This is a genomic window from Tabrizicola sp., assembly GCF_016793705.1.
GTDB lineage: Bacteria > Pseudomonadota > Alphaproteobacteria > Rhodobacterales > Rhodobacteraceae > Tabrizicola.
The window spans coordinates 79,193-104,064 of sequence record NZ_JAEULO010000052.1; the positions used below are offsets into that span (position 1 = coordinate 79,193).

Sequence of the window (24,872 nt, forward strand, 5' to 3'; positions counted from 1 at the left end):
GGGTTCGACATGGCGGAACAGAAGTTCATCGAAGTGCGCGGGGCGCGCGAGCATAACCTGAAGGGCGTGGATGTCGCGATCCCGCGCGATCAGCTCGTGGTGATCACCGGGCTGTCGGGCTCGGGCAAGTCCAGCCTCGCCTTCGACACGATCTATGCGGAAGGCCAGCGACGCTATGTCGAAAGCCTGTCGGCCTATGCCCGGCAGTTCCTCGACATGATGGGCAAGCCGGATGTCGACCATATCTCCGGTCTCTCGCCCGCCATCAGCATCGAGCAGAAGACCACCTCGAAGAACCCGCGCTCCACTGTGGGAACGGTGACGGAGATCTACGACTACCTCCGCCTGCTTTTCGCCCGCGTCGGCACGCCCTATTCGCCGGCCACCGGCCTGCCGATCACCGCGATGCAGGTGCAGGACATGGTGGATGCGGTAATGGCGATGGAGGAAGGGACGCGGGCCTACCTGCTGGCGCCCATCGTCCGGGACCGCAAGGGCGAATACCGGAAGGAGTTCCTGGAGCTTAGGAAGCAGGGCTTCCAGCGGGTGAAAGTCAACGGCGCCTTTCATGAGTTGGAGGAGCCACCCACGCTGGACAAGAAGTTCCGCCACAACATCGACGTGGTGGTGGACCGGATCGTCGTCCGCGAAGGGATCGAGACCCGGCTTGCCGACAGCTTCCGCACCGCGCTGAACCTGGCCGACGGGATCGCGGTCATCGAACTGGCCGATGCGAAGGAAGGCGAGGAGCCGACCCGCATCACTTATTCCGAGAAATTCGCCTGCCCGGTCAGCGGCTTCACCATCGCCGAGATCGAGCCGCGGCTTTTCAGCTTCAACGCCCCCTTCGGCGCCTGTCCGGTCTGCGATGGCCTCGGGGTGGAGCTGTTCTTCGACGAACGTCTGGTCGTGCCCGACCAGAACCTGACGCTGCTGCAAGGGGCCATCGCGCCCTGGGCCAAGTCGAAGTCGCCCTACCTGACGCAGACGATGGAGGCCTTGTCCAAGCACTATGGCTTCAACCTGAAGGCCAAATGGAAGGACCTGCCCGAAAGCGTGAAGGAGTTGTTCCTGCGCGGCTCGAACGGTGAGGAGATCGAGTTCCGCTATGACGAGGGCGGGCGCGTCTACCAGGTGAAGCGGGTCTATGAGGGGATCATCCCGAACATGGAACGCCGCTACCGCGAGACCGACAGTGCCTGGTCCCGCGAGGAGATGGAGCGCTACCAGTCGAACCGCGCCTGCGGGGCCTGCGGCGGCTACCGGCTGAAGCCCGAGGCGCTGGCGGTGAAGATCGCGCGCCTGCACATCGGGCAGGTGGTGCAGATGTCGATCACCGAGGCTTTCGCCTGGGTGGAGGGCGTGGCGGCGACTCTGACCAAGCAGCAGAACGAGATCGCGCGGGCGATCCTGAAGGAAATCCGCGAACGCCTTGGATTCCTTGTGAATGTCGGCCTCAACTACCTGACGATGAGCCGCGCTGCTGGCACCCTGTCGGGCGGGGAATCGCAGCGGATCAGGCTGGCGTCACAGATCGGGTCGGGGCTGACCGGGGTGCTTTATGTGCTGGACGAGCCGAGTATCGGCCTGCACCAGCGCGACAACGACCGGCTGCTCACCACGCTGAAGAACCTGCGCGATGCGGGGAATACGGTGCTGGTGGTGGAGCATGACGAGGATGCGATCCGCGAGGCGGACTATGTCTTCGACATGGGGCCGGGGGCCGGGGTGCATGGCGGGCAGGTGGTCAGCCACGGCACGCCTGCCGAGGTGGCAGCGGACCCGGCGAGCCTGACGGGGCAGTATCTTTCCGGCACGCGGGAGATCGCGGTGCCGAAGGTGCGGCGCAAGGGGAACGGCAAGAAGCTGGTGGTCGTCGGGGCGACCGGAAACAACCTGAAAGAGGTCACGGCAGAGTTCCCGCTGGGCAAGTTCGTCTGCGTGACCGGCGTGTCGGGCGGCGGCAAGTCTTCGCTGACCATCGAGACGCTCTACAAGACCGCCGCCATGCGCCTGAACGGCGCGCATGAGACGCCCGCGCCCTGCGAGACGATCAAGGGGTTCGAGCATCTGGACAAGGTGATAGACATCGACCAACGTCCCATCGGGCGGACTCCGCGCTCGAACCCGGCGACCTATACCGGGGCCTTCACCCCGATCCGCGACTGGTTCGCCGGTCTGCCGGAATCCAAGGCGCGCGGCTACGGGCCGGGGCGGTTCAGCTTCAACGTCAAGGGCGGGCGCTGCGAGGCCTGCCAGGGCGACGGCGTGTTGAAGATCGAGATGAACTTCCTGCCCGACGTCTATGTCACCTGCGAGACCTGCAAGGGCCATCGCTACAACCGCGAGACGCTGGAAATCAAGTTCAAGAACAAGAGCATCGCCGACGTTCTTGAGATGACATGCGAGGACGCGCGCGAGTTCTTCCAGGCGGTTCCGGCGATCCGCGAGAAGATGGACGCGCTGGTCGAGGTGGGCTTGGGCTATATCAAGGTCGGCCAGCAGGCGACCACGCTCTCGGGCGGCGAGGCGCAGAGGGTGAAGCTTTCGAAGGAGCTGTCTCGCCGGGCGACGGGACGGACGCTCTATATCCTCGACGAGCCGACCACGGGCCTGCATTTCGAGGATGTGAGGAAGCTCTTGGAAGTGCTGCATTCCCTTGTGGAACAGGGCAATACGGTCGTGGTGATCGAGCACAACCTTGACGTGGTGAAGACCGCCGACTGGGTGATCGACATCGGCCCCGAAGGCGGGGATGGCGGAGGCGAGATCGTCGCCACCGGCACGCCCGAGGATGTGGTCAAGGTCGAGACCAGCCACACTGGCCGCTATCTGAAAGACCTGCTGAAACCGCGGCGGCTGGCGGCGGAGTAGCCCTAGTTCAGAACGCGGTCGAGGATGCGGACGGCCTCGATCACCACAAGCGCATCGCGCGCCACCCTCAGGATCTGGTTGTCGACCTGCATATACCTGCTGCCGTCGCGATAGTCGCGCAGGTGCATCCGCTCCCATTCGGCGCGCGGGATCAGCACATAGTCGCCGCGAATCCGGTCGCCTTCGTGCCAGTCGTGGTGCGAATGGTGCCGGTCGTGGTCGTGCTCTTCCTTGTGGCCGCGATCATCGTCATGCCATTTCTTCGCTTGACCGGGCGGCACGCAGGGCACCGCCTTCTTGGCAAGCCCGGGCGGGCAGCCTTTGTCCTTCGCCTCGACCGGGGCGGCCAGGACGGCGGCAAAGCTCAGCGTGGCGGCAAGGACAAGGCGCAGCATGGCAGACTCCCCGTGGCAGGTCAGGGCGTCAATGCCGGAAGGCCCCGCTGGGTTCCAGACACGATTTCGAGACGCGCTGATTCGTGCTCAGGTTTTTTTTGAATCATTTTCAAAAAAAGCGGAAAAATCATATCTCGGAACGCCGGATTGTCGGATCGGTCCGCGAGGTTCAGCATCCCGGCCGTGACCCGCATAACAAAGCGCAACCGGGCACAGGTCGTGGCAGCACCCGACCCAACCGAAAAGGGACAGCGATGCAACTCAACAACCCGTCACCCTCGCTTTACAACGAGGACCTGGCACCCGCCACCGAGCGGAAATGGGGTGCCTTTTCCATCTTCAACGTCTGGACGTCGGACGTGCATAGCCTCTGGGGCTATTACCTGGCGGCGAGCCTGTTCCTGCTGTGCGGGAGCTTCCTGAACTTCGTGCTGGCCATCGGCATCGGCTCGCTGGTGATCTATGTGCTGATGAGCCTGGTCGGCAATGCGGGCGTGCGCACCGGCGTGCCCTTCCCGGTGCTGGCGCGGTCGTCCTTCGGCACCTTTGGCGCCAACGTCCCCGCCATGGTGCGGGCGATTGTCGCCTGCTTCTGGTACGGCGCCCAGACGGCGGCGGCCTCCGGCGCGCTGGTTGCGCTCCTGATCCGCAGCCCCGGCATGCTGGAGTTCCACCAGACCAGCCACTTCCTTGGCCATTCCACGCTGGAGGTGATCTGCTACTTCGGCGTCTGGCTGGCGCAGCTGCTGATCATCCAGAACGGGATGGAAACCGTGCGCAAGTTCCAGGACTGGGCGGGCCCGGCGGTCTGGCTGATGATGCTGATCCTGGCCATCTACCTCGTGGTCAAATCCGGCACCTTCTCGTTCGGCGCCGAGATTCCAGAAGACGTCCTGTTGCAGGCGACGGCGGCGGCGGGCGTGCCGGGGGCACCGGGCAGCGCGACCGCACTGATGGCGGTGGCGGCGACCTGGATTACCTACTTCGCGGCGCTCTACCTGAACTTCTGCGACTTCTCGCGCTATGCCACCGATGAGGCGGCGCTGCGCAAGGGCAACCTCTGGGGCCTGCCGGTCAACCTGCTGGCCTTCTGCCTGGTCGCGGGTGTCACCACCACGGCGGCCTTCACCGTCTATGGCGAGGTCCTGCTGCATCCCGACCAGATCAGCGCCAAGTTCGACAGCTGGTTCCTGGCGCTGCTGGCGGCGCTGACCTTCACCGTCGCGACGCTGGGCATCAACGTGGTGGCGAACTTCGTCTCGGCGGCCTTCGACATCTCGAACACATTTCCCGCGAAGATCAGCTTCAAGGGCGGCGGCGTGATTGCCGCGCTGATCGCGCTGGTGCTGTACCCCTGGGCGCCCTGGGAAACCTCGGCCACGACCTTCGTGAACTTCATCGGGTCGACCATGGGACCGATCTTCGGGATCATGATGGTGGACTACTACCTGATCCGGAAGGGAAAGCTGGACGTGAACGCGCTCTACCAGGAAAACGGCGAGTTCCGCTTTGACGGCGGCTTCCACGGCAAGGCCTTCATCGCGCTGGTGATCGGCATGCTGTTCTCGTCGATCCTGCCGACCTTCACCTCGATCCTGCCGAGCTGGTGGGGCCTTTACGGCTGGTTCTTCGGGGTCGCGATCGGCGGCGGAGTGTATTTCGCGCTTCGCAGCGGGGCCCGCGCGGCCTGAGAAACGAAAAGGGCGGGGGAAACCCCGCCCTTCTTCCTTGCGCTGCGCGCCAGGTCAGTCCAGCGCCTTGAAGTTCAGCGCGGCCCCGTCCTTGATGCCGCTGAACCAGCGCGCGGTGACGGTCTTGGTCTTGGTGTAGAAGCGGAAGGCATCCGGCCCGTACTGGTTCAGGTCGCCGAAGGCCGAACGTTTCCAGCCGCCGAACGAGAAGTACGAAAGCGGCACCGGGATCGGGAAGTTGATCCCGACCATGCCCACGTTCACCCGGCTGGCGAAATCGCGCGCGGTGTCACCGTCGGCGGTGTAGATCGCGGTGCCGTTGCCGTATTCATTGTCCATCACCAGCTTCAGCGCGTCGTCGTAGGACTTCGTCCGCACCGTCGTCAGCACCGGGCCGAAGATTTCCTGCTTGTAGATATCCATCTCGGGGGTGACGTTGTCGAAGAGGGTCGGGCCGACGAAAAAGCCGTTCTCATAGCCCTGGATCTTCAGGCCCCGCCCGTCGACCACCAGCTTCGCGCCCTGTTCCACGCCCGAGCCGATCAGGCCCAGGATCCGGTCCTTCGACGCCTGGGTGATGACGGGGCCAAAATCCACGTCGTTGCCTGCGGTATAGGGGGCAACCTTCAGCTTCTCGATCCGGGGAACCAGGCGTTCGATCAGGGCGTCGGCGGTCTTGTCGCCCACCGGCACCGCGACCGAGATCGCCATGCAGCGTTCGCCCGCCGCGCCATAGCCTGCGCCGACCAGCGCGTCCGCCGCCTTGTCCATGTCGGCGTCGGGCATGATGATCATGTGGTTCTTCGCACCACCGAAGCATTGCGCGCGCTTGCCGTTCGTCGCCGCGCGACCGTAGATGTACTGCGCGATCGGGGTCGAGCCGACGAAGCCGACGCCCTGGATCACCGGATGATCGAGGATGCCGTCCACCACCGTCTTGTCACCGTTCACCACCTGCAGCACGCCATCCGGCAGGCCCGCTTCCTTCAGCAGTTCCGCGAGGAAGAGCGAGGTCGAGGGCACGCGCTCGGACGGTTTCAGGATCATCGCATTGCCCGAGGAAATCGCCGGGCCGATCTTCCACAAGGGAATCATCGCCGGAAAGTTGAACGGCGTGATTCCGGCAACGACGCCAAGGGGTTGGCGGATGGCGTAAAGGTCGATGCCGGGGCCGGCGCTGTCCATCGCTTCGCCCTTCAGCATGGCAGGGGCGCCCATGCAGACCTCGATCACCTCAAGCCCGCGCTGCACGTCGCCCTTGGCGTCGGGGATGGTCTTGCCGTGTTCGCGGGCGACCATCTCGGCGAGCTTCTCCATGTTGGCGTTGATCAGTGCGCCGAAGGCCATCATCACCCGCGCGCGGCGCTGCGGGTTGGTGGCGGCCCAGCCGACCTGGGCCTTCGCGGCCTCCTGGATCGCATGGTCCAGCTCGCCCAGCGTGGCCAGCGCGACGCGGGCCTGCACTTCGCCGGTGGCCGGGTTCATGACATCGGCGAAGCGGCCCGAGGTGCCCGCGACGCGCTTACCGTTGATCCAGTGTCCGATCTCTTGCATGGAATCCCTCCTATGGTCGCAGGCCTTTTATCCTTGCACAAACGCCAGACAAAGCGGCAATGTGTCAAAAGGGTTTTGCAAGAATGCAGACCTCCTCGTCGCATTTCATGCGCTCTTCGGGGAGGACGACGAGAAGCACAGCGCACGAGGAGTTTTTCGTGGACTGGGACGACCTGCGCGTGTTCCTTGCGGTGGCGCGGACCGAAAGCCTGTCGGCGGCGGGCAAGCGGCTGAAGATCGACCCGGCCACCGTGGGCCGCCGCATCGCAAGGCTGGAAGAGGCGACGAAGGCGCGGCTCTTCACCAAGTCGCCGCAGGGTTACGCCCTGACCGAAGAGGGCGCGCGGCTGATCCCGCATGCGGAAACCGCCGAACGGGCCGCGCTCGGGGCCGAGGAAAGCCTCTCCGGCCCCGGCGGACTGACCGGGCTGATCCGGCTTGGCGCGCCGGACGGCTGTGCGAACTACCTCCTGCCGCAGGTGCTGGCCCGCATCTGTGACGCCAATCCGGGGCTGGAGGTGCAGATCGTGGCGCTGCCCCGCGTCTTCAACCTGTCGAAGCGCGAGGCCGATATGGCCATCGCCGTCAGCCGACCCGAGGCCGGGCGGCTGACCGTGCAGAAGCTGACCGATTACCGCCTGCATCTGGCCGCGAGCCGCGACTATCTGGCCAGCGCTCCCCCGATCCGCAGCCCGCAGGACCTGGTCCCGCATCGGATCGTCGGCTATATCCCCGACCTGATCTTCGACAAGGAACTCGACTACCTGGCCGAGATCGGCATCGGCCCGGCGACGCTCAGCTCGAATTCGGTTTCGGTGCAGCTCAACTGGCTGCGGCACGGGGCAGGGGTCGGCGTGGTGCACGATTTCGCGCTGCCTGCGGCGCCGAACCTCACCCGGATCCTGACCGGCCAGGTCAGCCTGACCCGCAGCTTCTGGCTGATCCGCCATGAAAGTGACACCCGGCTGGATCGGCTGAACCGCTTTGCCGACCAGCTGACGCGCGAGGCCCGGGCCGAGATGGCGCGGCTGGAAACCGCGCTTAGGCAGGACGAAAAGCCGCGCTTGACAGAATCCCCTTTCCGGCCCGACGCTTGACCTCCGGTCAGAGGGAGGGGCCGTCCCATGCTCGTACAGCAGATCCTCGCATCCAAGGGCGACCAGAACGTGATCACTGTGGCGCCCGGCAGCACGGTCCAGGAGGTCGCCGAGCTTCTGTCCTCGAAACGCATCGGGGCGGTGATCGTCTCGGCGGACGGCAAGACGGCCAAGGGAATCGTGTCCGAGCGCGACATCGTGCGCGAGCTGGGCAAACGCGGCTCGGCCTGCCTGGGCGACAAGGTGGAAAGCCTGATGACCGCGAAGATCGTGTCCTGCACCCGGGCCGAGGGCACCGATGCCGTGCTTGGCCGGATGACCGACGGCCGCTTCCGCCACATGCCGGTGATCGAGGAGGGGCAGATGGTCGGCCTCATCTCCATCGGCGACGTCGTCAAGGCCCGGCTGATGGAACTGGCGGCGGAAAAGGACGCGCTGGAAGGCATGATCAAGGGCTTCTGACGTCGGAAATGCGCTTGCACCGGCGCGCGCAATATTGTTGCGTGCGCGGGTCAGCAGGCGTCGAGGGGTGATCCATGCGCATCGGGCTTTATCCGGGAACCTTTGACCCGATCACTCTGGGCCATACCGACATCATCCAGCGCGCGATGGCCCTGGTCGACCGGCTGGTGATCGGGGTGGCGATCAATCGCGACAAGGGGCCGCTCTTCACCCTGGAAGAGCGAGTGGCGATGGTCGAGGCGGAATGCGCGGCCATTACCGCCAAGACCGGGGGAGAAATCATCGTCCACCCGTTCGAGAACCTGCTGATCGACTGCGCGCGCGACGTGGGCGCCGGGATCATCATCCGCGGCCTGCGGGCGGTGGCGGATTTCGAGTATGAATTCCAGATGGTTGGCATGAACCGGGCGCTGGACTCCAGCATCGAGACGGTGTTCATGATGGCCGATGCCCGGCGGCAGGCGATCGCCTCGAAGCTGGTGAAGGAAATCGCGCGGTTGGGGGGCGACGTGTCGAAATTCGTCCCGGCCCCGGTCGTGGGCGCGCTGGCCGACAAATACGCCTGACATGCAAAAGGGGCCCGAAGGCCCCCGCATCAACCGGCGCTGGTGTCGCGCTCAGGCCGCCTTGCCGTAGACGGATTCGCGAGCAAGGCGCTCGGCGTCGCCCGGGTAGATCCCGAGGTCCAGCGCGATGTCGGCGGGCAGGTTGGCAATCTCGTTGCGGGTCTGGCGATACAGCACATAGTTCGCCGCAGCGGTCTTCAGCATTTCATACACATTGATCATTTTCATCATCCTTCTTCATCGGCGAGTGGTCTGCTTTTCCTTCTCGCAAGATGAAGAATAGGATCGACCGTTAGCGACAACAACGCCCATTGCTGCGGTGCGGCATTGCATTCACTGCATAGCTTTCGGGCATGAAAAAGGCGCCCGTAGGCGCCTTTCTTATGAACTTTCAACAGGTTCAGATCAGCTTGCCCATCGCGACGGCTGTATCAGCCATGCGGTTCGAGAAGCCCCATTCGTTGTCATACCAACTCAGGATCGACACGAAGGTTCCATCCATCACCTTGGTCTGGTCCATGTGGAACACGCTGGAATGCGGGTCGTGGTTGAAGTCCGAGCTGACCAGCTTCTCGTTGGTATAGCCGAGAATGCCTTTCAGTGGCCCGTCCGCCGCCGCCTTGATCGCGGCATTCACCTCCTCGACCGAGGTTGCGCGCCTGGCGATGAACTTCAGGTCCACCACGCTGACATTCGGCGTCGGCACGCGCATCGCGAAGCCGTCAAGCTTGCCCTTCAACTCGGGCAGGACCAGACCCACCGCCTTGGCCGCGCCGGTCGAGGTCGGGATCATCGACAGCGCCGCAGCGCGGGCGCGGTAGAGATCCTTGTGCATCGTGTCCAGCGTCGGCTGGTCGCCGGTATAGCTGTGGATCGTGGTCATCATGCCCTTCTCGATCCCGATGGCGTTGTTCAGCACAAAGGCCACGGGCGACAGGCAGTTGGTGGTGCAGGAGGCGTTCGAGACGACGATGTCGTCCTTCGTCAGCGTCTTGTCGTTCACTCCATAGACGATGGTCTTGTCGGCGCCCTCGCCGGGAGCGCTGATCAGCACACGCTTGGACCCGTTCTCCAGATGCGGCAGGCATTTTTCCTTCGAGGTGAAGATGCCGGTGCATTCCATGACGATGTCCACGTCGCCCCAGGGCAGGTCGGCCGGGTTCTTCAGCGCCGTCACCCGCATCGGCCCGCGGCCCACATCGATGGTGTCAGCCCCCGTCGTCACCGTCGCCGGGAACTTGCCATGCACCGAATCGTAGCGCAGCAGATGCGCATTGGTCTCGACCGGGCCGAGATCGTTGATCGCGACGACCTCGATGTCGGTACGACCGGACTCGATGATGGCGCGCAGGATGTTGCGCCCGATCCGTCCGAACCCGTTGATGGCAACCTTCACGGCCATGACTCTTCCTCCGAAGCTGGGACCCGTATACCGATAGCGCTAACAATGACATATCGCCGGGAAATGCAACCGCAGTTTGACGCGGTCAGCGCCAGAAAGCCACCCATTCGATCAGGTCGAGAAACTTGCGCACCAGAAAGATCAACGCCGCCCCGCCGTTCAGGGCGAGGTCGGCGATGATCGCGGCCACAAGGACCAGTCCGATCCAGAATGCGATGCGATTGGTCAAGACGGCCCTCCCAGGGGCCGCCCTGGCCCGGATTACTGCGCGAGGCGCCCCATGACGCCGGCCACATCGGCCATCCGGCAGGAGAAGCCCCATTCGTTGTCATACCACGCCAGCACCCGAACGGAACGGCCCGCGACCTTGGTCTGGTCGGGCGCGAAGATCGACGATTGCGGCGTGTGGTTGAAGTCGATGGACACCTTCGGCTCGGGATCATAGGCCATGACCATGCCCATGTAGCCTGCACAGGCTTCCCTTACGATTTCGTTCACATCGGGCACCGTCACCGACTTCTCGGCGATGAAGGTCAGGTCCACCGCGCTGACATTGGGCGTCGGCACCCGGATCGCGCTGCCTTCCAGCCGCCCCGCCAGTTCCGGCAGCACCTCGCCGATGGCCTTGCCCGCGCCGGTCGAGGTCGGGATCATCGCCATCGCCGCCGACCGCGCGCGGTAGAGGTCCTTGTGCCGCCGGTCCAGCGTCGGCTGGTCGCCGGTGTAGCTGTGGATCGTGGTCATGATCCCGCTCTCGATCCCGATGCTGTCGTTCAGCACCTTGGCCAGTGGCGCGAGGCAGTTCGTCGTGCAGGAGGCGTTCGAGACCACCTTGTGCTCCGGCAGCAAGCTGCGGTGGTTCACCCCGTAGACCACGGTCAGGTCCGCGCGTTTCGCCGGGGCCGAGACCAGCACCCGCTTCGCTCCGCGCCCCAGATGCACCGCAGCCTTGTCGCGGTCGTTGAACTTGCCGGTGCATTCCAGCACCACATCCACGCCCTGCCAGTCCAGCTCTTCCGGGTTATAGGTCGACATCATCCGGATCGGCCCGCGGCCCAGATCCATCCCGTCTTCCGTCACCTTCACCACGCCGGGAAAGCGGCCATGCACGCTGTCGTAGCGCAGGAGGTGGGCGTTCGTCTCGACCGGGCCGGTGGCATTGATCGCCACCACCTGCACGTCGTTGCGGTTCGATTCCGCGATATGGGCCAGCGTGCAACGCCCGATGCGGCCGAAGCCGTTGATGCCGACAGTCACGGTCATGAACACGTCCCTTTGCTGATGCTTGTCCAAGGCCTTAGCCGGTCCATGACAGTATGCAAGGCGGAAAGCGACGCCTTTTCAGGATGTTAGCGCAATCTTCGCCTGTTTGCGCTAACCCAGCCTGCTGCCACTGCATCGCTTTGCCGAATCCCGCGTTTCCCGCTACATCCACGGTTGCAGGTAGGATGGGGCAGGGCATGAGCGGACTTCTCGCACTTCTAGACGACGTGGCGGCCATCGCCAAGGTGGCGGCGGCGTCCATCGACGATGTGGCGGCGGCGGCGGCCAAGGCGGGGACCAAGGCCGCGGGCGTGGTGATCGACGATGCCGCCGTGACGCCGAAATACGTCCATGGCTTCTCGGCTGACCGGGAACTGCCGATCATCTGGCGCATCTCGCTCGGCTCGCTGAAGAACAAGCTGATCATCCTCTTGCCTGGCCTTCTGGCGCTGGACTATTTCGCGCCCTGGGCGATCACCCCGCTCCTGATGCTGGGCGGGGCCTACCTGTGTTTCGAGGGGGCGGAAAAGCTGGTCCATGCCTTTGCCCCCCATGCCGACCACGAGGTCAGCGAGGATTTCGACACCAAGGACCCGAGTCATCTGGAAGAGGAAAAGGTGGCAGGCGCGATCAAGACCGATTTCATCCTGTCGGCCGAGATCATGACCATCGCGCTCGCCACCATCGAAAGCCCCAGCTTCTGGCTGCAGGCGGTGACGCTGGCGGTGGTCGGCACGCTGATCACCGTCGCGGTCTATGGCGCAGTGGCGCTGATCGTGAAGATGGACGACCTGGGCCTGCACCTGGCCGCCACGGGCCGGACCAGCGGGGGTAGGGCGCTTGGCCGGGGGCTGGTGCTCGCGATGCCGAAGCTGATGGCGTTCCTGTCCACCGTGGGCACGGCGGCGATGCTCTGGGTCGGCGGCAATATCGTCATTCACGGGCTTGAGGTCACGCATCTCTGGGCCTGGCCCTACCAGACGATCCACCGCATCGCCGAGGCTGCCGCCCATGCCGTGCCCGCCGCCCAGGGCTTTGTCGAATGGCTGGTGACGGCGGCGCTGGACGGGGTCTTCGGGCTTGTCCTGGGGGTGATCCTGATCCCGGTCGCGACCCGGGTGATCGGCCCGCTCTGGGCCACTGTCACCGGCAAGAAGGCTGCTGCACACTGACGGAACCCCGGCTGCCCGTCCGGCGTTGATCCGCCGGAACAGGAGGTGGCCCATGGACCGCAGCGATTTCGCAGCCTGGGAAGAACGCGTGCGGGCCCGCGCCGACCAGCTCTGGCGCGAGGCCGGGCGACCGGACGGCGGCTCGAAGGCCTATTTCGCCGAAGCCCGCGAGCTGATTGCCATCGAGGAAGTGCCGCCCCCGACGCTCGACCCGGAAGAGGCAGCCGAGCCGGTGGTCGAGGAAGCGTCGATCCAGGGCAACCTGGGCGAATTTCCGACGCTGACCGACCAGGGCGAGGAGCAGACCTATCCGCAGGCCGACGACGATGGCCCGCGGCTGTCGGACGGCGATGCTTCGGAGGACGGCGGCGTTTTGCCCTCTGAGGAGGAACCGGACGAAGACCTGCCCGAGGTCAGTCTGGCCGACGCCGATGTCACCTCCAGTTCGCTCAACGCCGAAGACGACCCGCCGAACGACGACCTGAACGACGACGGCGTTCCGGATGCCGAGGATATTGACGACGAGGTCGAGGGCGAGATGCCGCCGGGCGACGAATACGAGGACAGCGCGCCGCCGCGCTAGCCCCTGGATAGAGACGAGCCGGCCAATAACAAGTCCAAAAATTTTCTAGAAAATTTTTGGACTTGTGCGATCACGACTGATCGATCTGCACCAGCGCCAGCCGCTGCGCCAGCGCCGAGACGAGGTCGGTCCGTGTCACGATCCCTACCACGCGCGGGCCTTCGACCACCGCCACCGCCTCGGCCCCGCCATCGGCCAGCAGCGGCATGATCGCGCCGACGGGCGTGTCCGGCGCGATGCGGGGGGTGTCGGTCTCCATGATCTCGGCGGCCTTCGGGGGCCGTTTGCGGTGGCTGTCGATCAGATGCGCGAAGGCGCGGATCAGGCTGTGATGCTGGCGGAAGGCATCCTCGCGCGCACGGCGGATCAGGTCGATCTGGAAGATCAGGCCGAGAAGCCGCTCCTCCTCGCCCACCACGGGCAGCGAAGTGAAGCCGCGGTTGCGGAAGATATCGGCAACCTGGCTCAGGGGCGCCTCCGGCCCCACCGTCACCAGATCGCGCGACATGATGTCGGCGGCGGTGAACCCCTCCATCCGCCGGGCGGCGGCGGCCTGTTCCGCCGCGCCCACCAGCCGGGCCAGGTCGGCGACCCCGACGTTCGAGGATTGCCGGAAATCCTCCAGGATCGTCGCCAGTTCGGCGGGGTCGAGGCCGATGCGTTCCTCCGGCTTGGGGTCGATGGTGCCATGCGGCCCCGGCTGGGCGGGTTGGCGGAACGGGTAGACCCGGCCCACAGCGCGGTTCCACGGGATGCCGATCGCGACCAGGAGGCAGGACCCGGCCAGGATCGGCGCCAGGATGTGCACCCACTCGGCCTTTTCCCCAAGTGCCACCAGCAGCGCCACCGCGCCCCCCGGCGGGTGCAGGGCGCGGGTGCCAAGCATGGTCACGATCGCCAGCGGCACCGCCAGCGGCACCGCCCAGCCGAGATGCGGCAGCGCGGTGATCACGGCAAGGGCCACCAGCGCCGAGAGCGTGTTGCCCATCACCACCGACCAGGGCTGTGCGAGCGGGCTGTTCGGCAGCGCGAAGACCAGTACCGCCGAGGCCCCGAGAGGCGCGATCAGCCCGCCGATCCCGAGGCTCCACAGCGCAAGTCCCGCCAGAAGCAGCCCCAGCCCCGCGCCGAAGCCGGCGCGCACCAGGTCGACCAGCTTCGGCCCGCCCATCGCCGGGGCGAACCCGCGCCATCCCACCATTGCTCACCTCCCGTCGCGGCGAAGACTGCCGCGCCCGCCTGCAATCGAAAAGGCCGCCTACGACAGGCGGCCTTCCGTTTTCGCCATCGGGCGCGTCATTCGCCCGCAATGGACTCAGAGCAGCGCCTTCACCTTCGCCACGGTCGCCTCCGCCGTGATCCCGAACTCGGCATAAAGCCGCTCCATCGGGGCCGAGGCGCCGAAGCTCGATATCCCCACGAACCCCGCCTTCGCCTCGCGGCCCCGCTCGCCCAGAAGCCAGCGGTCCCAGCCCTGCCGCACGCCCGCCTCGACCGCCACGCGCACCGGACCGGCGGGCAGAACGCGCTTGCGCCAGGCCTCGTCCTGCGCCGCGAACAGTTCCATCGACGGCATCGAGACGACACGGGTGCCGATCCCCTCCGCCTCCAGCGCGTCGCGGGCCTTCAGCGCGATCTCCACTTCGGAACCCGTCGCCATCAGGATCACCTGCCGCCGCCCTGTGGCTTCCGCCAGCACATAGCCGCCCTTCGCCACCATGTTGGCGCTGCTATGCGCCTTGCGCACCGCCGGAAGGTTCTGCCGCGACAAAGCCAGCACCGTGGGCCGGGTCTTCTGGGTCAGCGCAATCTCCCAGGCCTCGGCGGTTTCCACCAGGTCGGCCGGGCGGATCACCAGCGTGTTCGGCGTGGCGCGGCTGATCGCCAGATGCTCCACCGGCTGGTGCGTCGGGCCATCCTCGCCCAGGCCGATGCTGTCATGCGTCATCACATAGACCACCGGGACCCCCATCAGCGCCGACAGCCGCATCGAGGGCCGGGCATAGTCGGTGAAGCACATGAAGGTCCCGCCATAGGGCCGCACCCCGCCATGCAGCACCATGCCGTTCATCGCCGCCGCCATGCCATGCTCGCGGATGCCGTAATAGACATAGCGGCCCTTGCGATCCTCGGGGGTGAACACCCCCAGGTCCGCCGTCTTGGTGTTGTTCGATCCCGTCAGGTCGGCCGATCCCCCGATGGTCTCCGGCATCACCGGGTTCACCGCCGCCAGCACCTTCTCTGATGCCGCGCGGGTGGCAAGCTTAGGCAGGTCGGCGACCGCCTGCTTCTTCACCGCCCGGATCGCCGCGCCCAGCTTCGCCGGAGCTTCCAGCGCGAAGATGCGGGCGAACTCGGCCTGCTTGGCGGACGAAAGCGCCGCAAGCCGCGCCTCCCACTCCGCCCGGGCCTTCGCCCCGCGCAGGCCCAGCCCCTCCCACCAGGTCTTGATCTCCGCGGGCACCTCGAACGGCCCGCCCTTCCAGCCATAGGCATCCTTCGCCGCCTGCAACTGCGCCTTGTCGGTCAGGGCACCATGGCCCTTCGAGGTGTCCTGCGCCGCATGGCCGATGGCGATATGCGTCTTGCAGGCGACCAGCGCCGGGCGGGGCGAGGCCTTCGCCGCCGTCAGCGCCCGGTCGATATCCGCCGGATCATGCCCGTCGCACTCGAACACATCCCAACCGGAGGCCGCGAAGCGCGCCTTCTGGTCGGTCACGTCCGACAGGCTGACCTTGCCGTCGATGGTGATCCCGTTGTTGTCCCACAGCACGATCAGCCGCGACAACTGCTGCTTGCCCGCCAGACCGATCGCCTCCTGGCTGACGCCCTCCATCAGGCAGCCGTCACCCGCGATGACCCAGGTATGATGGTCCTGCACCTTCGCCCCCCAGCGCGCGCGCAGGTTTTCCTCGGCGATCGCGAAGCCGACAGAGTTGGAAATCCCCTGGCCCAGCGGCCCGGTCGTCGTCTCCACTCCCGCGACATGGCCGTATTCCGGGTGTCCTGCCGTGATCGAGCCCCATTGCCGGAAGGCCTTGATCTGGTCCAGCGTCATGTCCTCATACCCGGTCAGGTACAAAAGCGCATAGATCAGCATCGACCCGTGGCCCGCAGACAGGATGAAACGGTCGCGGTCCGGCCAGCGCGGCGCTTTCGGGTCGAACTTCAGATGCTTCTCGAACAGCACCGTCGCCACATCGGCCATGCCCATCGGCATCCCCGAATGGCCCGAATTCGCGGCGGCGACCGCATCCAGCGCCAGGGCGCGGATCGCGGTGGCGCGCATCCAGTGGTCGGGGTTCTGCTGGCGAAGGGTCTGGATGTCCAAGGCTGGGTTCCTTTGGCTGGGCGTGGCAACAGGGTTGCCAGCCTCCTACCCACCGCGACCGGCAAGATCAAGCTTGCTGCCCAAGGCCTTGGGAAGAAAGGCCGGTCGCCTTTGCGGGGTTTCGCGCTAAGATCGACTGCGACCGGGGGCAGGGCGATTCGCCCATGCTTCCGCCAATGACGGGCGCAGGGACAGCGTCCGGGGTGCAAGGGGTAAGGGATGCAGGACATAACCGAGCTGGAGAAGCGGATCACCACCGCGCTGGAACGGATCGGCAAGGGGGTCGACCGGCTGGCCGCGCAGCCCCGGCAGGCCGCTGCCAGTGCCGCACCTGCCGCCGCGCCCTCGGATTCGGCGCTGCGTGCCCAGCTCGAGGAAGAGAAGTCGCTCACCGCCCAGCTTCAGGCCCGGCTCCGCGCCGCCAAGGACCGCGAGGCGAAGGGCGACCTGCAGGAAAAGGTTGACCGCCTGACGCAGGAGCTGGACGTGCAGGGGCTGGAACTGCAACGGATGCGCCGGGTGAACGCCTCCCTGCGTGAACAGCTGGAGGCCTTGCGCACGGCAGCCGCCGCGGGCGCGACCGAACCCGGCCTGATCAACAAGGCGATGGCCGCCGAGCTTGAGGCCCTGCGCGCCACAAGGCTCAGCGAGATGGCCGAGATGGACGAGATCCTCGCCGCTTTGGAACCCCACCTCACGGAGGCCGGCAATGCCTGAACTCGAAGTCACAATCGGCGGTCGTCCGTTCCAGGTCTCCTGCCAGCCCGGTGAAGAGCATTTCCTGCGCTCCGCTGCGGGGATGCTGGACGCCGAAGCCGCGCCGATCATCGCCCAGCTGGGCCGTCTGCCCGAGGCGAAGATGCTTCTGATGGCGGGGCTGATGCTGGCCGACAAGACGGCGGCGGTGGAAGACGAGCTTCGCACCCTGCGCGCCCGCATGGCGGAACTCGAAGCCCGTCCGGTGGCAACCCGCGACGTGGCCGTGATCCCGCCGCAGGTGAACGAGACGCTGGCCGAAATCGCCGCCCGGGCTGAAGCGATGGCCGCCCGCGTCGAAGAACAACTGCGCGCATGAGGGCGGCTCTGCTTCTCGCGCTTTTGCCCTCTGCCGCGGCGGCGCAGGAATTCACCGCCGACCGTTATCTCTGCGACCGTGGCGTCGAGGTGCCCGCCACCTACATCAACGGCGCAGACCAGGGCCTTGTGGTGATCCATGTCGACGGCCAGCAGATCACGCTGATCAATGAACCCGCCGCCTCCGGTGCCCGCTACGGCTGGCCTTCGGACGGGTCGAACTATGTCTGGTGGACGAAAGGCGACGAGGCGACGCTTTCCTGGAAAACGCCCGAGGGCGAGACGCCACTTCTCACCTGCGCCATCGCCCCGTAGCGTGGGTGAAACCCACCATCCCGCCGCTTCAAATCAGGCGTTGGCTTCACGAATCTTGTCCGCCGCTTCCTTGTCGAAGGCCACGCCCTTCGCTTCAAGCAGCTGGTCCAGCTCGCCCGACAGCGTCATCTCGGTGACGATGTCGCAACCGCCGACGAATTCGCCCTTCACGTAAAGCTGCGGGATCGTCGGCCAGTCGCTGAAATCCTTGATCCCCTGGCGAATCTCGGCATCGGCCAGCACGTTCACGTCCTGGAACTCGACCCCCATGAAATTCAGGACCCCCGCCACGCGGGACGAGAACCCGCATTGCGGCATCATCTTGGTGCCCTTCATGAACAGCACCACATCGTTCTTCGTGATCGTCTCGCGGATTTGGTCCTCGGCGCTCATCGCCTGATCTCCTGTTCGTCGTCTTCGCTGACGTGATAGCTGGCCGCGCTGCGCTGCGCCAGATAGGCCGCCATGCGCGCCTCGGATTCCCGGGTTGCGGCGCGGCGCTTCTCGAACTCGTGATCCACCGACTCGGGCAGGCCGCGCTTGCGGCGGCTGCGGCCCTTGAGGATGGTGACGATCCCCACCAGCGGCAGGATCGCCGACACCAATCCGCCCAGTCCCGCACCCGTTGCCATTCCGGTTCTCCCGCGTTCTCAGACCAGCCCCAGGTCCCGTCCCACGACATAGGCAGCCGCGACGGTCCCGACAAGGATCATCACCGTGAAGGGCAGCCGCAGGCCGGGCCGGTCGGCTGTCATCCGGGGCAGACGCAGCAGCGCGAAAAGCAGGAGCACAAGGATCGCGCCATGCAGGACCAGGTTGAAGGTGACATACCAGTCCGGCTCCGCCTCGACGATCTCGCCAGGTCCGGGCCGCCCCAGATATTCCATCGCCGCGATGAAGACCGAGGCGCCGGACATGACCGTGGCCCCCATCCGTTCCTGTTTTGCCTGCGCCTCGGACATGGCTCACTCCTTCTTGCCGGAGGGGACGAAGATATCTGCAAATTCCTGCGGGTCGGTGGTCACATGATAGGCATGCGTCACCTTGTTGAACGGCCCGTCGCGACCGATGTCGGTGACGATCAGCCGCGCCTGCTCGTTTGGCTGCACACCCAGTCGTTGCCTGGGTCGGTTGCGTTTCGAGCGCTCGTGCAGGACGAGGACAGGCAGGAGGACCGCCAGAGCGATGCCAAACGTCACCCAGAAGGTGAGTGACGCAAAGATGCTCACTCCGGCGCCTTGGTCGTCAGCGCCAGCGCGTGCAATTCGCCCTGCGCGCCGTCCATCTTGCCCTTCAGCGCCGCATAGACCGCCCGCTGCTGCTGCACCCGGTTCAGGCCCCGGAAGCTTTCGTCGATCACCTCCGCCGCGAAATGCGCGCCGTCGTCGCCCTGCACGCTGATCTTCGCCTTCGGGAAGGCCTCCCGGAGCAGGGCTTCGATGTCGCGGGCTTCGATGGGCATGGAGGTCTCCTTGTTCAGGACAAACCTAGGCCCGGTCCGGAAGGGGTTCAAGGGATTCCCATTCTTCCCGCAGGATGCCGTAAAGCATCACATCCACCACCCGCCCCAGCGCCGGGCGATACCAGTGCCGCCGGAGCCGCCCCTCCAGCGTGAAGCCCGCGCGCTCATAGGTCTTGATCGCCCGGGGGTTCTCCGACGAGGCATCCAGCCAGACCCGCGCTGCCTTGAGCGTGCCGAAGCCATGGCCCAGCAGTGCCCGCAGGAAGACCTGCCCCTGGCCGCCACCCGTCGCCACCAGCGCCAGCCGCCGCAGCTCCACCGCGCCCGAGGGATCACCCACCCCGCACCAGAGCGCGAAGCCCGCAGGCACGCCCGACACCTCCCAGATCAGCAGCCGCGCCGCCGGATCGGCGAGATAGCCCGCCAGCGCCGCCTCACCCTCATCGGTGATGAAGGGCGCATTCTCCGGCTGGCCGGCAAGGCCCCGGATAAACCCGAAATCCGCCGAAGTCGCCGGGCGCAGCATCAGACCCCGACCGCCGCCGCGAAGGCCGAACGGTAAAGCCCCGACAGCTCCGCCATCGGCGCGCTCTCCATCCCGAACGTCACCTTCTCGCCGCCGAACTTGCCCACCTGAGCCACCTTGACCCCGCCCGCCGCCGCCATGAAGGCAGCCAGATCCTCGGCCCGGATCGCCACCAGATAGCGCGCCTGATCTTCGCCGAAGAGCTGCCCGATCTCGCCGGTCTTCAGCACCAGCCCGATTCCCGCGCCCTCCGCCATGCGGAACGCCGCCAGCGCCAGCCCGCCGTCGCCCAGGTCCCGCGCGGCGCGGACGCGCTTGCGGTTGGCCAGCAACGCCTTGGCCGCATTCGCCTCCAGCGTCAGGTCCACCGGCGGCGGCTCGCCCGCCTCGATTCCGAAGGCTTCGGCCAGCAGCGCCGACTGCCCCAGATGCCCCCGCGTCTCGCCGATCACCACCGCGATGTCGCCGTCCTGCGGCTGGCCCGCGATCAGATCACCCGCCTGCATGATCCCCACCGCGCCGATGGTCGGAGTCGGCAGGATGCCGGACCCATCAGTCTCGTTGTAAAGCGAGACGTTCCCCGACACGATCGGCATGTCCAAGGCCTTCACCGCCGCCCCGATCCCCTCCAGCGCGCCAACGAACTGCCCCATGATCTCGGGCTTTTCCGGGTTGCCGAAGTTGAGGTTGTCGGTCGTCGCCAAGGGCCGCGCGCCCACCGCCACGAGGTTGCGATAAGCCTCGGCCACCGCCTGCTTGCCGCCCTCGAACGGGTTCGCCTTCACATAGCGCGGTGTCACGTTCGAGGTGAAGGCCAAGAGCTTGCCCGTCCCATGCACCCGCACCACGCCCGCCCCTGCGCCAGGGGGCAGCACCGTATCCGCGCCGACCTGGCTGTCGTATTGCTCATAGACCCAGCCCTTGTGGGCATGGCTGGGCGATCCGATCAGCGCCTTCAGCGCCGCAATCGGGGTGATCGCAGGCAGGTGCGGCAAGGGTGCCGGGGCGGGGGAGGGGACCCAGGGCCGGTCGTACTCCGGCGCGCTGGACGACAGCTTCGACAGCGGAATGTCCGCTTTCACCTCATTCCCGTGCAGGATCAGGAAGCGATCTTCCGGGATCGTCTCGCCGACGATGGCGAAGTCGAGGTCCCATTTGACGAAGATCGCCCGCGCTTCCGCCTCCATCTCGGGCTTCAGCACCATCAGCATCCGTTCCTGAGACTCGGACAGCATCATCTCATAGGCGGTCATCAGGGTTTCGCGCTGCGGCACGTCATCGAGTTGCAGCTTGATGCCAAGCCCGCCCTTGTCGCCCATCTCGACCGCCGAACAGGTCAGCCCCGCCGCGCCCATATCCTGAATGGAAATCACCGCGCCAGACGCCATCAGCTCCAGACAGGCTTCAAGCAACCGCTTCTCGGTGAAGGGGTCGCCCACCTGCACCGTCGGGCGCTTTTCCTCGATGGTATCGTCGAACTCGGCGCTGGCCATCGTGGCCCCGCCGACGCCATCGCGACCCGTCTTGGCGCCGAGGTAGACCACCGGCATCCCCACGCCACTTGCCGCCGAATAGAAGATCTTGTCGGTATCGGCCAGACCGGCGGCAAAGGCGTTCACCAGACAGTTGCCGTTGTAGCTGCGATGGAACCGCACCTCACCGCCCACCGTCGGCACCCCGAAGGCATTGCCATAGGATCCCACGCCCTCGACCACGCCCTTCACAAGATGCGCGGTCTTGGGATGCGAGGGCAGGCCGAACGACAGCGCATTCATCGCCGCAATCGGCCGCGCGCCCATGGTGAACACGTCGCGCAGGATGCCGCCCACGCCCGTCGCCGCGCCCTGATGCGGCTCGATGTAGCTCGGATGGTTGTGGCTCTCCATCTTGAAGATCACCGCCTGCCCGTCGCCGATATCGACGACCCCCGCATTCTCGCCCGGCCCGCAGATCACCTGCGGTCCCGTGGTCGGGAGCTTCTTCAGATGGATCTTCGACGACTTGTAGGAACAGTGCTCGTTCCACATCGCCGAGAAGATGCCAAGTTCGGTGAACGAAGGCTGCCGCCCCAGAATGCCCAGAAGCCGCTTCCATTCATCGGGCTTGATCCCGTGGCTGGCGACGAGGTCAGGCGTGATGGCGGGCTCTTGCATGGCATCCCCTCTGGCGGCTTGGGCGCCTCATAAGGGAAAGGTCAGCGAAGGGCAAACCACCGCAACCTGAAGCGCTCTAAAATTTTTCGACGAAAAATTTTAGAGCCGCGGGTGTCGCGATGTCGAAATCGCCCCTGCTTGCGCGTCCTTGGCATACTCTCGATCCGAAACCGGCCAGCAAAGGAGACCGCGATGCAATACATGGCCCTGATCTATACCGACCCCGCCCTGACCCCGCCGATGGGCAAGGCGATGAATGACGACTATTTCGCCTATACCCGCCGGGTGAAAGATGCCGGGGTGATGAAGGCGGGCGACGCGCTGCAGCCCGTCACGACCGCGACCTCGGTCCGGGTCCGCGACGGCAAGGTGGAGACCATCGACGGCCCCTTCGCCGACACCAAGGAACATCTGGGTGGCTATTATCTGCTCGACTGCGCCGATCTCGACGAGGCGCTGAAATGGGCGGCGCAGATTCCGGGGGCGAAGTACGGCACCATCGAAGTGCGCCCCATCGTGGTCTTCGGGTGAACCGAGTCGCCCGTGCCAGCGTCGCGCTTGACAGGGTGATGCGCGAGGATTGGGGGCGGTGCCTTGCCGCCCTCATCGCCCGCTTTCGTGACTTCCAGCTGGCCGAGGATGCCTTGCAGGAGGCTCTCGCAGCTGCAGCGCAGCATTGGGGTCACAGCAGAGTTCCGGACAGGCCGCAGGCATGGCTTCTGGCCGTCGCCGGGCGCAAGGCCGTCGACCGGCTGCGACGCGGAAAGCGTGACGGGGCAGGGGCTGCGGCCCTTGCCGTTCTTGCAGCCGACCCCGTCGAGGAGGAGGCAGAGATGATCCCTGACCACCGGCTGCGCCTGATCTTCACCTGTTGCCACCCGGCGCTGGCGCCCAAGACCCGCGTGGCCCTCACCTTGCGCACCTTGGGCGGGCTGACCACCGGCCAGATTGCCAGCGCCTTTCTCGACAGCGAAATTGCGATGGGCCAGCGCCTGTCCCGCGCCAGGGCCAAGATCGCGACGGCGGGAATCCCGTTCAAGCTGCCCGAACCCGAGGATTTGCCCGAAAGGTTGAACTCCGTCCTGACGGTCGTCTACCTGATCTTCAACGCCGGCTACACCGCTGGTCCCGGACACGACCGCGATCTCTGCGATGAGGCGATCTTCCTGGCGCGCCTCCTGAACCGGTTGCAGCCCGCGACGGCCGAGGTCGAAGGCGCGCTTGCGTTGCTTCTCGTGACCCACTCACGCCGTGCCGCGCGGGTGGTGGAGGGGGTCAGCGTGGCGCTGGCCGACCAGAACCGCACGCTGTGGAACCGGCCCATGCTGGACGAGGGACAGGAGCTTCTGGATCAAGCGGTTGGGCGCAGAAGCCCCGGCCCGTTCCAGATCAAGGCGGCCATAGCCGTGCTTCACAGCCGGGACCCACCGGACTGGCCCCAGATCGCTGCACTTTACGCCGGGCTTCTTTGCCACGAACCAACTCCGGTCGTCCGCCTGAACCACGCCGTCGCGCTGGCCGAAACCGGCGCCCTGTCCGAAGCTCTTGAAAGGCTGGGCGCCCTGTCCGATGCGCTCGCTGACTACCAGCCCTTCCACGCCGCCCGGGCCGAGCTTCTGGTCCGCGATGGCCAGATCGCCGCCGCGCTGGCCGCCTATGACAGGGCCATCGAGCTTGCACCGTCTCCCGCTGACGCGGCCTTCCTGACCCGTCGCCGCAACCGGCATCTGAGTTGAGCAAAAAAAAGGCCGAGCTTCCGCTCGGCCAAGTCCAACAGGGAGGTACGAAGGGGCGAGAGCACGCTCATCGCCGCTTCGAGGCTTCAAATAGTGCCCCATGCTTGCGCAAACAAGTCTGGAATGCCCGACGTTTGGGCATTGCCGTTATGCAGATGCTGCATGGCAGCATTTCAGGCCGCCGCTTCCTCGGTCTGCCGCCGCCGGAAGGCCATGATCTCTTCGGTCACGAAATCCCGGAACGCCGCCACGCGCTTGGAATGTCGCAACTCCTCGGGATAGGCCAGGAACACCGGCACCTCGCCGCTTTGCACATCCGGCAAGACACGGACCAGATTGGGGAAATCGTCGGTCAGATAGTCGGGCAGCACCCCGATCCCCAGGTGGTTCAACACCGCCTGCAACACGCCGAAATAGTTGTTCACCGTCAGCGTCGACGGGATGTCATGCGTCATCAGCTCCGCCACCAGCGAGGCCCCCGCCGCCACCTGCGGCGTCCCCGCGTGCTGCGCGATCAGCCGGTGACTGCTGAAATCATCCATCGTCTCGGGCGTGCCATGCGCCGCCAGATATTCCGGCGTCGCGAAAAGCTGCATCCGGATCTGCATCAGCCGCTTGCGGATCAGGTCGGCCTGCGACGGCTCCTTCATCCTTATCGCCACGTCCGCCTCGCGCATCGGCAGGTCCAGAACCCGCTCCTCCAGCATCAGGTCGATCTTCAGCGCCGGGTATTTCTCATAAAGCCGTGCCAGCCGCGGGGCCAGCCACAGCGTCCCGAAGCCCATCGTCGTCGTCACGCGAAGTTCGCCGAAGACCTCGTCCTCGCTGTCCCTGATCCGCGCCGCCGTCGCATCCAGCCGCCGCACCATCTGCTGCGTCGCGTCGAACAGCAGCTCGCCCTGTTCGGTCAGGATCAGCCCCCGCGCATGGCGGTGGAAGAGCGTCACCGCCAGGCTTTCCTCCAGCGCCCGGATCTGCCGGCTGACCGCCGATTGCGACAGGTGCAGCACGTCACCCGCATGGGTCAGGCTGCCCTTCTCCGCCACGGCGTGAAAGATCCTCAGCTTGTCCCAATCCATCCCGTCACCCTCTTTCAAACCCGAAGCACATTACCACGAGCCATGCTTCTGGTGAAAACCTGTTCTGATGTAAATGCCGTGACAGGGCGAAAAAGCCCGCCCCGATGTCGCAGGTCTTCCGAAACCGGGCCGCTCTG

At 65.8% G+C, this 24,872-nt stretch carries 28 protein-coding genes; 12 read left to right on the top strand and 16 right to left on the bottom strand.

The genetic code is table 11. The annotated features are described in order from the left end of the window. Positions 1-9: 9 nt before the first annotated feature. Positions 10-2,874 (top strand): excinuclease ABC subunit UvrA, encoded by a 2,865-nt coding sequence (uvrA, locus tag JNJ68_RS14475; protein WP_294983116.1) that lies wholly within the window; start codon positions 10-12, stop codon positions 2,872-2,874. A 2-nt stretch (positions 2,875-2,876) separates the two neighbouring features. On the opposite strand, the gene JNJ68_RS14480 is transcribed toward uvrA, so the two are convergent. Then, on the bottom strand, positions 2,877-3,269 hold the full coding sequence (locus tag JNJ68_RS14480) for a hypothetical protein (protein WP_294983119.1): 393 nt from the start codon (positions 3,267-3,269) through the stop codon (positions 2,877-2,879). A 254-nt stretch (positions 3,270-3,523) separates the two neighbouring features. Here JNJ68_RS14480 and JNJ68_RS14485 point away from each other — a divergent pair, with 254 nt between their 5' ends. Next, complete coding sequence (locus tag JNJ68_RS14485; RefSeq protein ID WP_294983120.1) at positions 3,524-4,960, top strand: NCS1 family nucleobase:cation symporter-1; 1,437 nt, start codon at positions 3,524-3,526, stop codon at positions 4,958-4,960. A gap of 54 nt (positions 4,961-5,014) precedes the next feature. On the opposite strand, the gene JNJ68_RS14490 is transcribed toward JNJ68_RS14485, so the two are convergent. Then, positions 5,015-6,514 (bottom strand): CoA-acylating methylmalonate-semialdehyde dehydrogenase, encoded by a 1,500-nt coding sequence (locus JNJ68_RS14490; RefSeq protein ID WP_294983121.1) that lies wholly within the window; start codon positions 6,512-6,514, stop codon positions 5,015-5,017. A 158-nt stretch (positions 6,515-6,672) separates the two neighbouring features. On the opposite strand from JNJ68_RS14490, the gene JNJ68_RS14495 reads away from it, so the two are divergent. The 3 genes from JNJ68_RS14495 to coaD all read left to right on the top strand — a co-directional run bounded on the left by JNJ68_RS14495 (position 6,673) and on the right by coaD (position 8,639). After that, positions 6,673-7,611: a LysR family transcriptional regulator gene (locus JNJ68_RS14495; protein WP_294983123.1), complete on the top strand. Its 939-nt coding sequence runs from the start codon at positions 6,673-6,675 to the stop codon at positions 7,609-7,611. Positions 7,612-7,638: 27 nt separating this feature from the next. After that, entirely contained in the window at positions 7,639-8,073 is a 435-nt protein-coding gene (locus JNJ68_RS14500) for a CBS domain-containing protein (RefSeq protein ID WP_294983125.1), read from the top strand. A gap of 74 nt (positions 8,074-8,147) precedes the next feature. Next, a complete protein-coding gene (coaD, locus tag JNJ68_RS14505) occupies positions 8,148-8,639 on the top strand; it encodes a pantetheine-phosphate adenylyltransferase (RefSeq protein ID WP_294983126.1) in 492 nt (163 codons plus the stop codon). A 51-nt stretch (positions 8,640-8,690) separates the two neighbouring features. Here coaD and JNJ68_RS14510 read toward each other — a convergent pair whose 3' ends face one another. The 4 genes from JNJ68_RS14510 to gap (JNJ68_RS14525) all read right to left on the bottom strand — a co-directional run bounded on the left by JNJ68_RS14510 (position 8,691) and on the right by gap (JNJ68_RS14525) (position 11,304). After that, positions 8,691-8,867 (bottom strand): hypothetical protein, encoded by a 177-nt coding sequence (locus JNJ68_RS14510; protein ID WP_294983127.1) that lies wholly within the window; start codon positions 8,865-8,867, stop codon positions 8,691-8,693. Between the two features lie 172 nt (positions 8,868-9,039). Continuing rightward, entirely contained in the window at positions 9,040-10,041 is a 1,002-nt protein-coding gene (gene gap / locus JNJ68_RS14515) for a type I glyceraldehyde-3-phosphate dehydrogenase (protein WP_294983129.1), read from the bottom strand. A gap of 85 nt (positions 10,042-10,126) precedes the next feature. Then, on the bottom strand, positions 10,127-10,270 hold the full coding sequence (locus JNJ68_RS14520; RefSeq protein ID WP_294983131.1) for a hypothetical protein: 144 nt from the start codon (positions 10,268-10,270) through the stop codon (positions 10,127-10,129). Between the two features lie 32 nt (positions 10,271-10,302). After that, the gene (gene gap / locus JNJ68_RS14525; protein ID WP_294983133.1) at positions 10,303-11,304 is read right to left on the bottom strand and encodes a type I glyceraldehyde-3-phosphate dehydrogenase; all 1,002 of its coding nucleotides are present in this window, start codon (positions 11,302-11,304) and stop codon (positions 10,303-10,305) included. A gap of 197 nt (positions 11,305-11,501) precedes the next feature. Between gap (JNJ68_RS14525) and JNJ68_RS14530 the strand changes: the two genes are divergently transcribed. Together JNJ68_RS14530 and JNJ68_RS14535 are read left to right on the top strand one after the other, a co-directional pair. Next, the gene (locus JNJ68_RS14530) at positions 11,502-12,476 is read left to right on the top strand and encodes a DUF808 domain-containing protein (RefSeq protein WP_294983135.1); all 975 of its coding nucleotides are present in this window, start codon (positions 11,502-11,504) and stop codon (positions 12,474-12,476) included. 52 nt (positions 12,477-12,528) lie between these two features. Beyond that, positions 12,529-13,059 (top strand): DUF2934 domain-containing protein, encoded by a 531-nt coding sequence (locus JNJ68_RS14535; RefSeq protein WP_294983137.1) that lies wholly within the window; start codon positions 12,529-12,531, stop codon positions 13,057-13,059. Positions 13,060-13,129: 70 nt separating this feature from the next. On the opposite strand, the gene JNJ68_RS14540 is transcribed toward JNJ68_RS14535, so the two are convergent. Then, complete coding sequence (locus JNJ68_RS14540; RefSeq protein WP_294983139.1) at positions 13,130-14,260, bottom strand: HPP family protein; 1,131 nt, start codon at positions 14,258-14,260, stop codon at positions 13,130-13,132. 114 nt (positions 14,261-14,374) lie between these two features. Further along, positions 14,375-16,390: a transketolase gene (gene tkt, locus JNJ68_RS14545; RefSeq protein WP_294983141.1), complete on the bottom strand. Its 2,016-nt coding sequence runs from the start codon at positions 16,388-16,390 to the stop codon at positions 14,375-14,377. Positions 16,391-16,609: 219 nt separating this feature from the next. Here tkt and JNJ68_RS14550 point away from each other — a divergent pair, with 219 nt between their 5' ends. The 3 genes from JNJ68_RS14550 to JNJ68_RS14560 are packed head-to-tail and all read left to right on the top strand — an operon-like array spanning position 16,610 to position 17,779. Beyond that, a complete protein-coding gene (locus JNJ68_RS14550; protein ID WP_294983144.1) occupies positions 16,610-17,107 on the top strand; it encodes a hypothetical protein in 498 nt (165 codons plus the stop codon). Further along, positions 17,100-17,465, top strand: coding sequence for a cell division protein ZapA (locus tag JNJ68_RS14555; RefSeq protein ID WP_294983145.1), 366 nt, complete (start codon positions 17,100-17,102; stop codon positions 17,463-17,465). Before JNJ68_RS14550 ends, JNJ68_RS14555 begins: the two co-directional genes overlap by 8 nt. After that, positions 17,462-17,779 carry an MliC family protein gene (locus JNJ68_RS14560; protein ID WP_294983147.1) on the top strand — a complete coding sequence of 106 codons (318 nt, stop codon included), beginning with the start codon at positions 17,462-17,464 and terminating at the stop codon, positions 17,777-17,779. The genes JNJ68_RS14555 and JNJ68_RS14560 overlap by 4 nt, the downstream gene beginning before the upstream one ends. A gap of 33 nt (positions 17,780-17,812) precedes the next feature. Here the strand turns inward: JNJ68_RS14560 and grxD are convergent, their stop codons facing one another. From grxD to purL, 7 genes are read right to left on the bottom strand one after another with little or no spacing between them, the layout of a single operon-like run. Further along, the gene (grxD, locus tag JNJ68_RS14565) at positions 17,813-18,172 is read right to left on the bottom strand and encodes a Grx4 family monothiol glutaredoxin (protein ID WP_294983150.1); all 360 of its coding nucleotides are present in this window, start codon (positions 18,170-18,172) and stop codon (positions 17,813-17,815) included. Beyond that, positions 18,169-18,411: a hypothetical protein gene (locus JNJ68_RS14570; RefSeq protein WP_294983152.1), complete on the bottom strand. Its 243-nt coding sequence runs from the start codon at positions 18,409-18,411 to the stop codon at positions 18,169-18,171. The genes grxD and JNJ68_RS14570 overlap by 4 nt, the downstream gene beginning before the upstream one ends. Positions 18,412-18,429: 18 nt before the next feature. After that, complete coding sequence (locus JNJ68_RS14575) at positions 18,430-18,741, bottom strand: hypothetical protein (RefSeq protein WP_294983153.1); 312 nt, start codon at positions 18,739-18,741, stop codon at positions 18,430-18,432. 3 nt (positions 18,742-18,744) lie between these two features. Beyond that, on the bottom strand, positions 18,745-19,008 hold the full coding sequence (locus JNJ68_RS14580) for a hypothetical protein (protein ID WP_294983155.1): 264 nt from the start codon (positions 19,006-19,008) through the stop codon (positions 18,745-18,747). After that, a complete protein-coding gene (locus JNJ68_RS14585; protein WP_294983158.1) occupies positions 19,005-19,241 on the bottom strand; it encodes a BolA/IbaG family iron-sulfur metabolism protein in 237 nt (78 codons plus the stop codon). The genes JNJ68_RS14580 and JNJ68_RS14585 overlap by 4 nt, the downstream gene beginning before the upstream one ends. A gap of 25 nt (positions 19,242-19,266) precedes the next feature. Next, on the bottom strand, positions 19,267-19,767 hold the full coding sequence (locus tag JNJ68_RS14590; RefSeq protein ID WP_294983160.1) for a GNAT family N-acetyltransferase: 501 nt from the start codon (positions 19,765-19,767) through the stop codon (positions 19,267-19,269). After that, positions 19,767-21,920, bottom strand: a complete 2,154-nt coding sequence (purL, locus tag JNJ68_RS14595) for a phosphoribosylformylglycinamidine synthase subunit PurL (protein WP_294983161.1) — start codon at positions 21,918-21,920, stop codon at positions 19,767-19,769. Before purL ends, JNJ68_RS14590 begins: the two co-directional genes overlap by 1 nt. A gap of 192 nt (positions 21,921-22,112) precedes the next feature. Here purL and JNJ68_RS14600 point away from each other — a divergent pair, with 192 nt between their 5' ends. Together JNJ68_RS14600 and JNJ68_RS14605 are read left to right on the top strand one after the other, a co-directional pair. Further along, positions 22,113-22,451, top strand: coding sequence for a YciI family protein (locus tag JNJ68_RS14600; protein WP_294983163.1), 339 nt, complete (start codon positions 22,113-22,115; stop codon positions 22,449-22,451). Between the two features lie 38 nt (positions 22,452-22,489). Beyond that, positions 22,490-23,656 (top strand): DUF6596 domain-containing protein, encoded by a 1,167-nt coding sequence (locus tag JNJ68_RS14605; RefSeq protein WP_294983164.1) that lies wholly within the window; start codon positions 22,490-22,492, stop codon positions 23,654-23,656. A 173-nt stretch (positions 23,657-23,829) separates the two neighbouring features. Here JNJ68_RS14605 and JNJ68_RS14610 read toward each other — a convergent pair whose 3' ends face one another. Continuing rightward, positions 23,830-24,735 (bottom strand): LysR family transcriptional regulator, encoded by a 906-nt coding sequence (locus JNJ68_RS14610; RefSeq protein WP_294983166.1) that lies wholly within the window; start codon positions 24,733-24,735, stop codon positions 23,830-23,832. Positions 24,736-24,872: the final 137 nt, after the last annotated feature.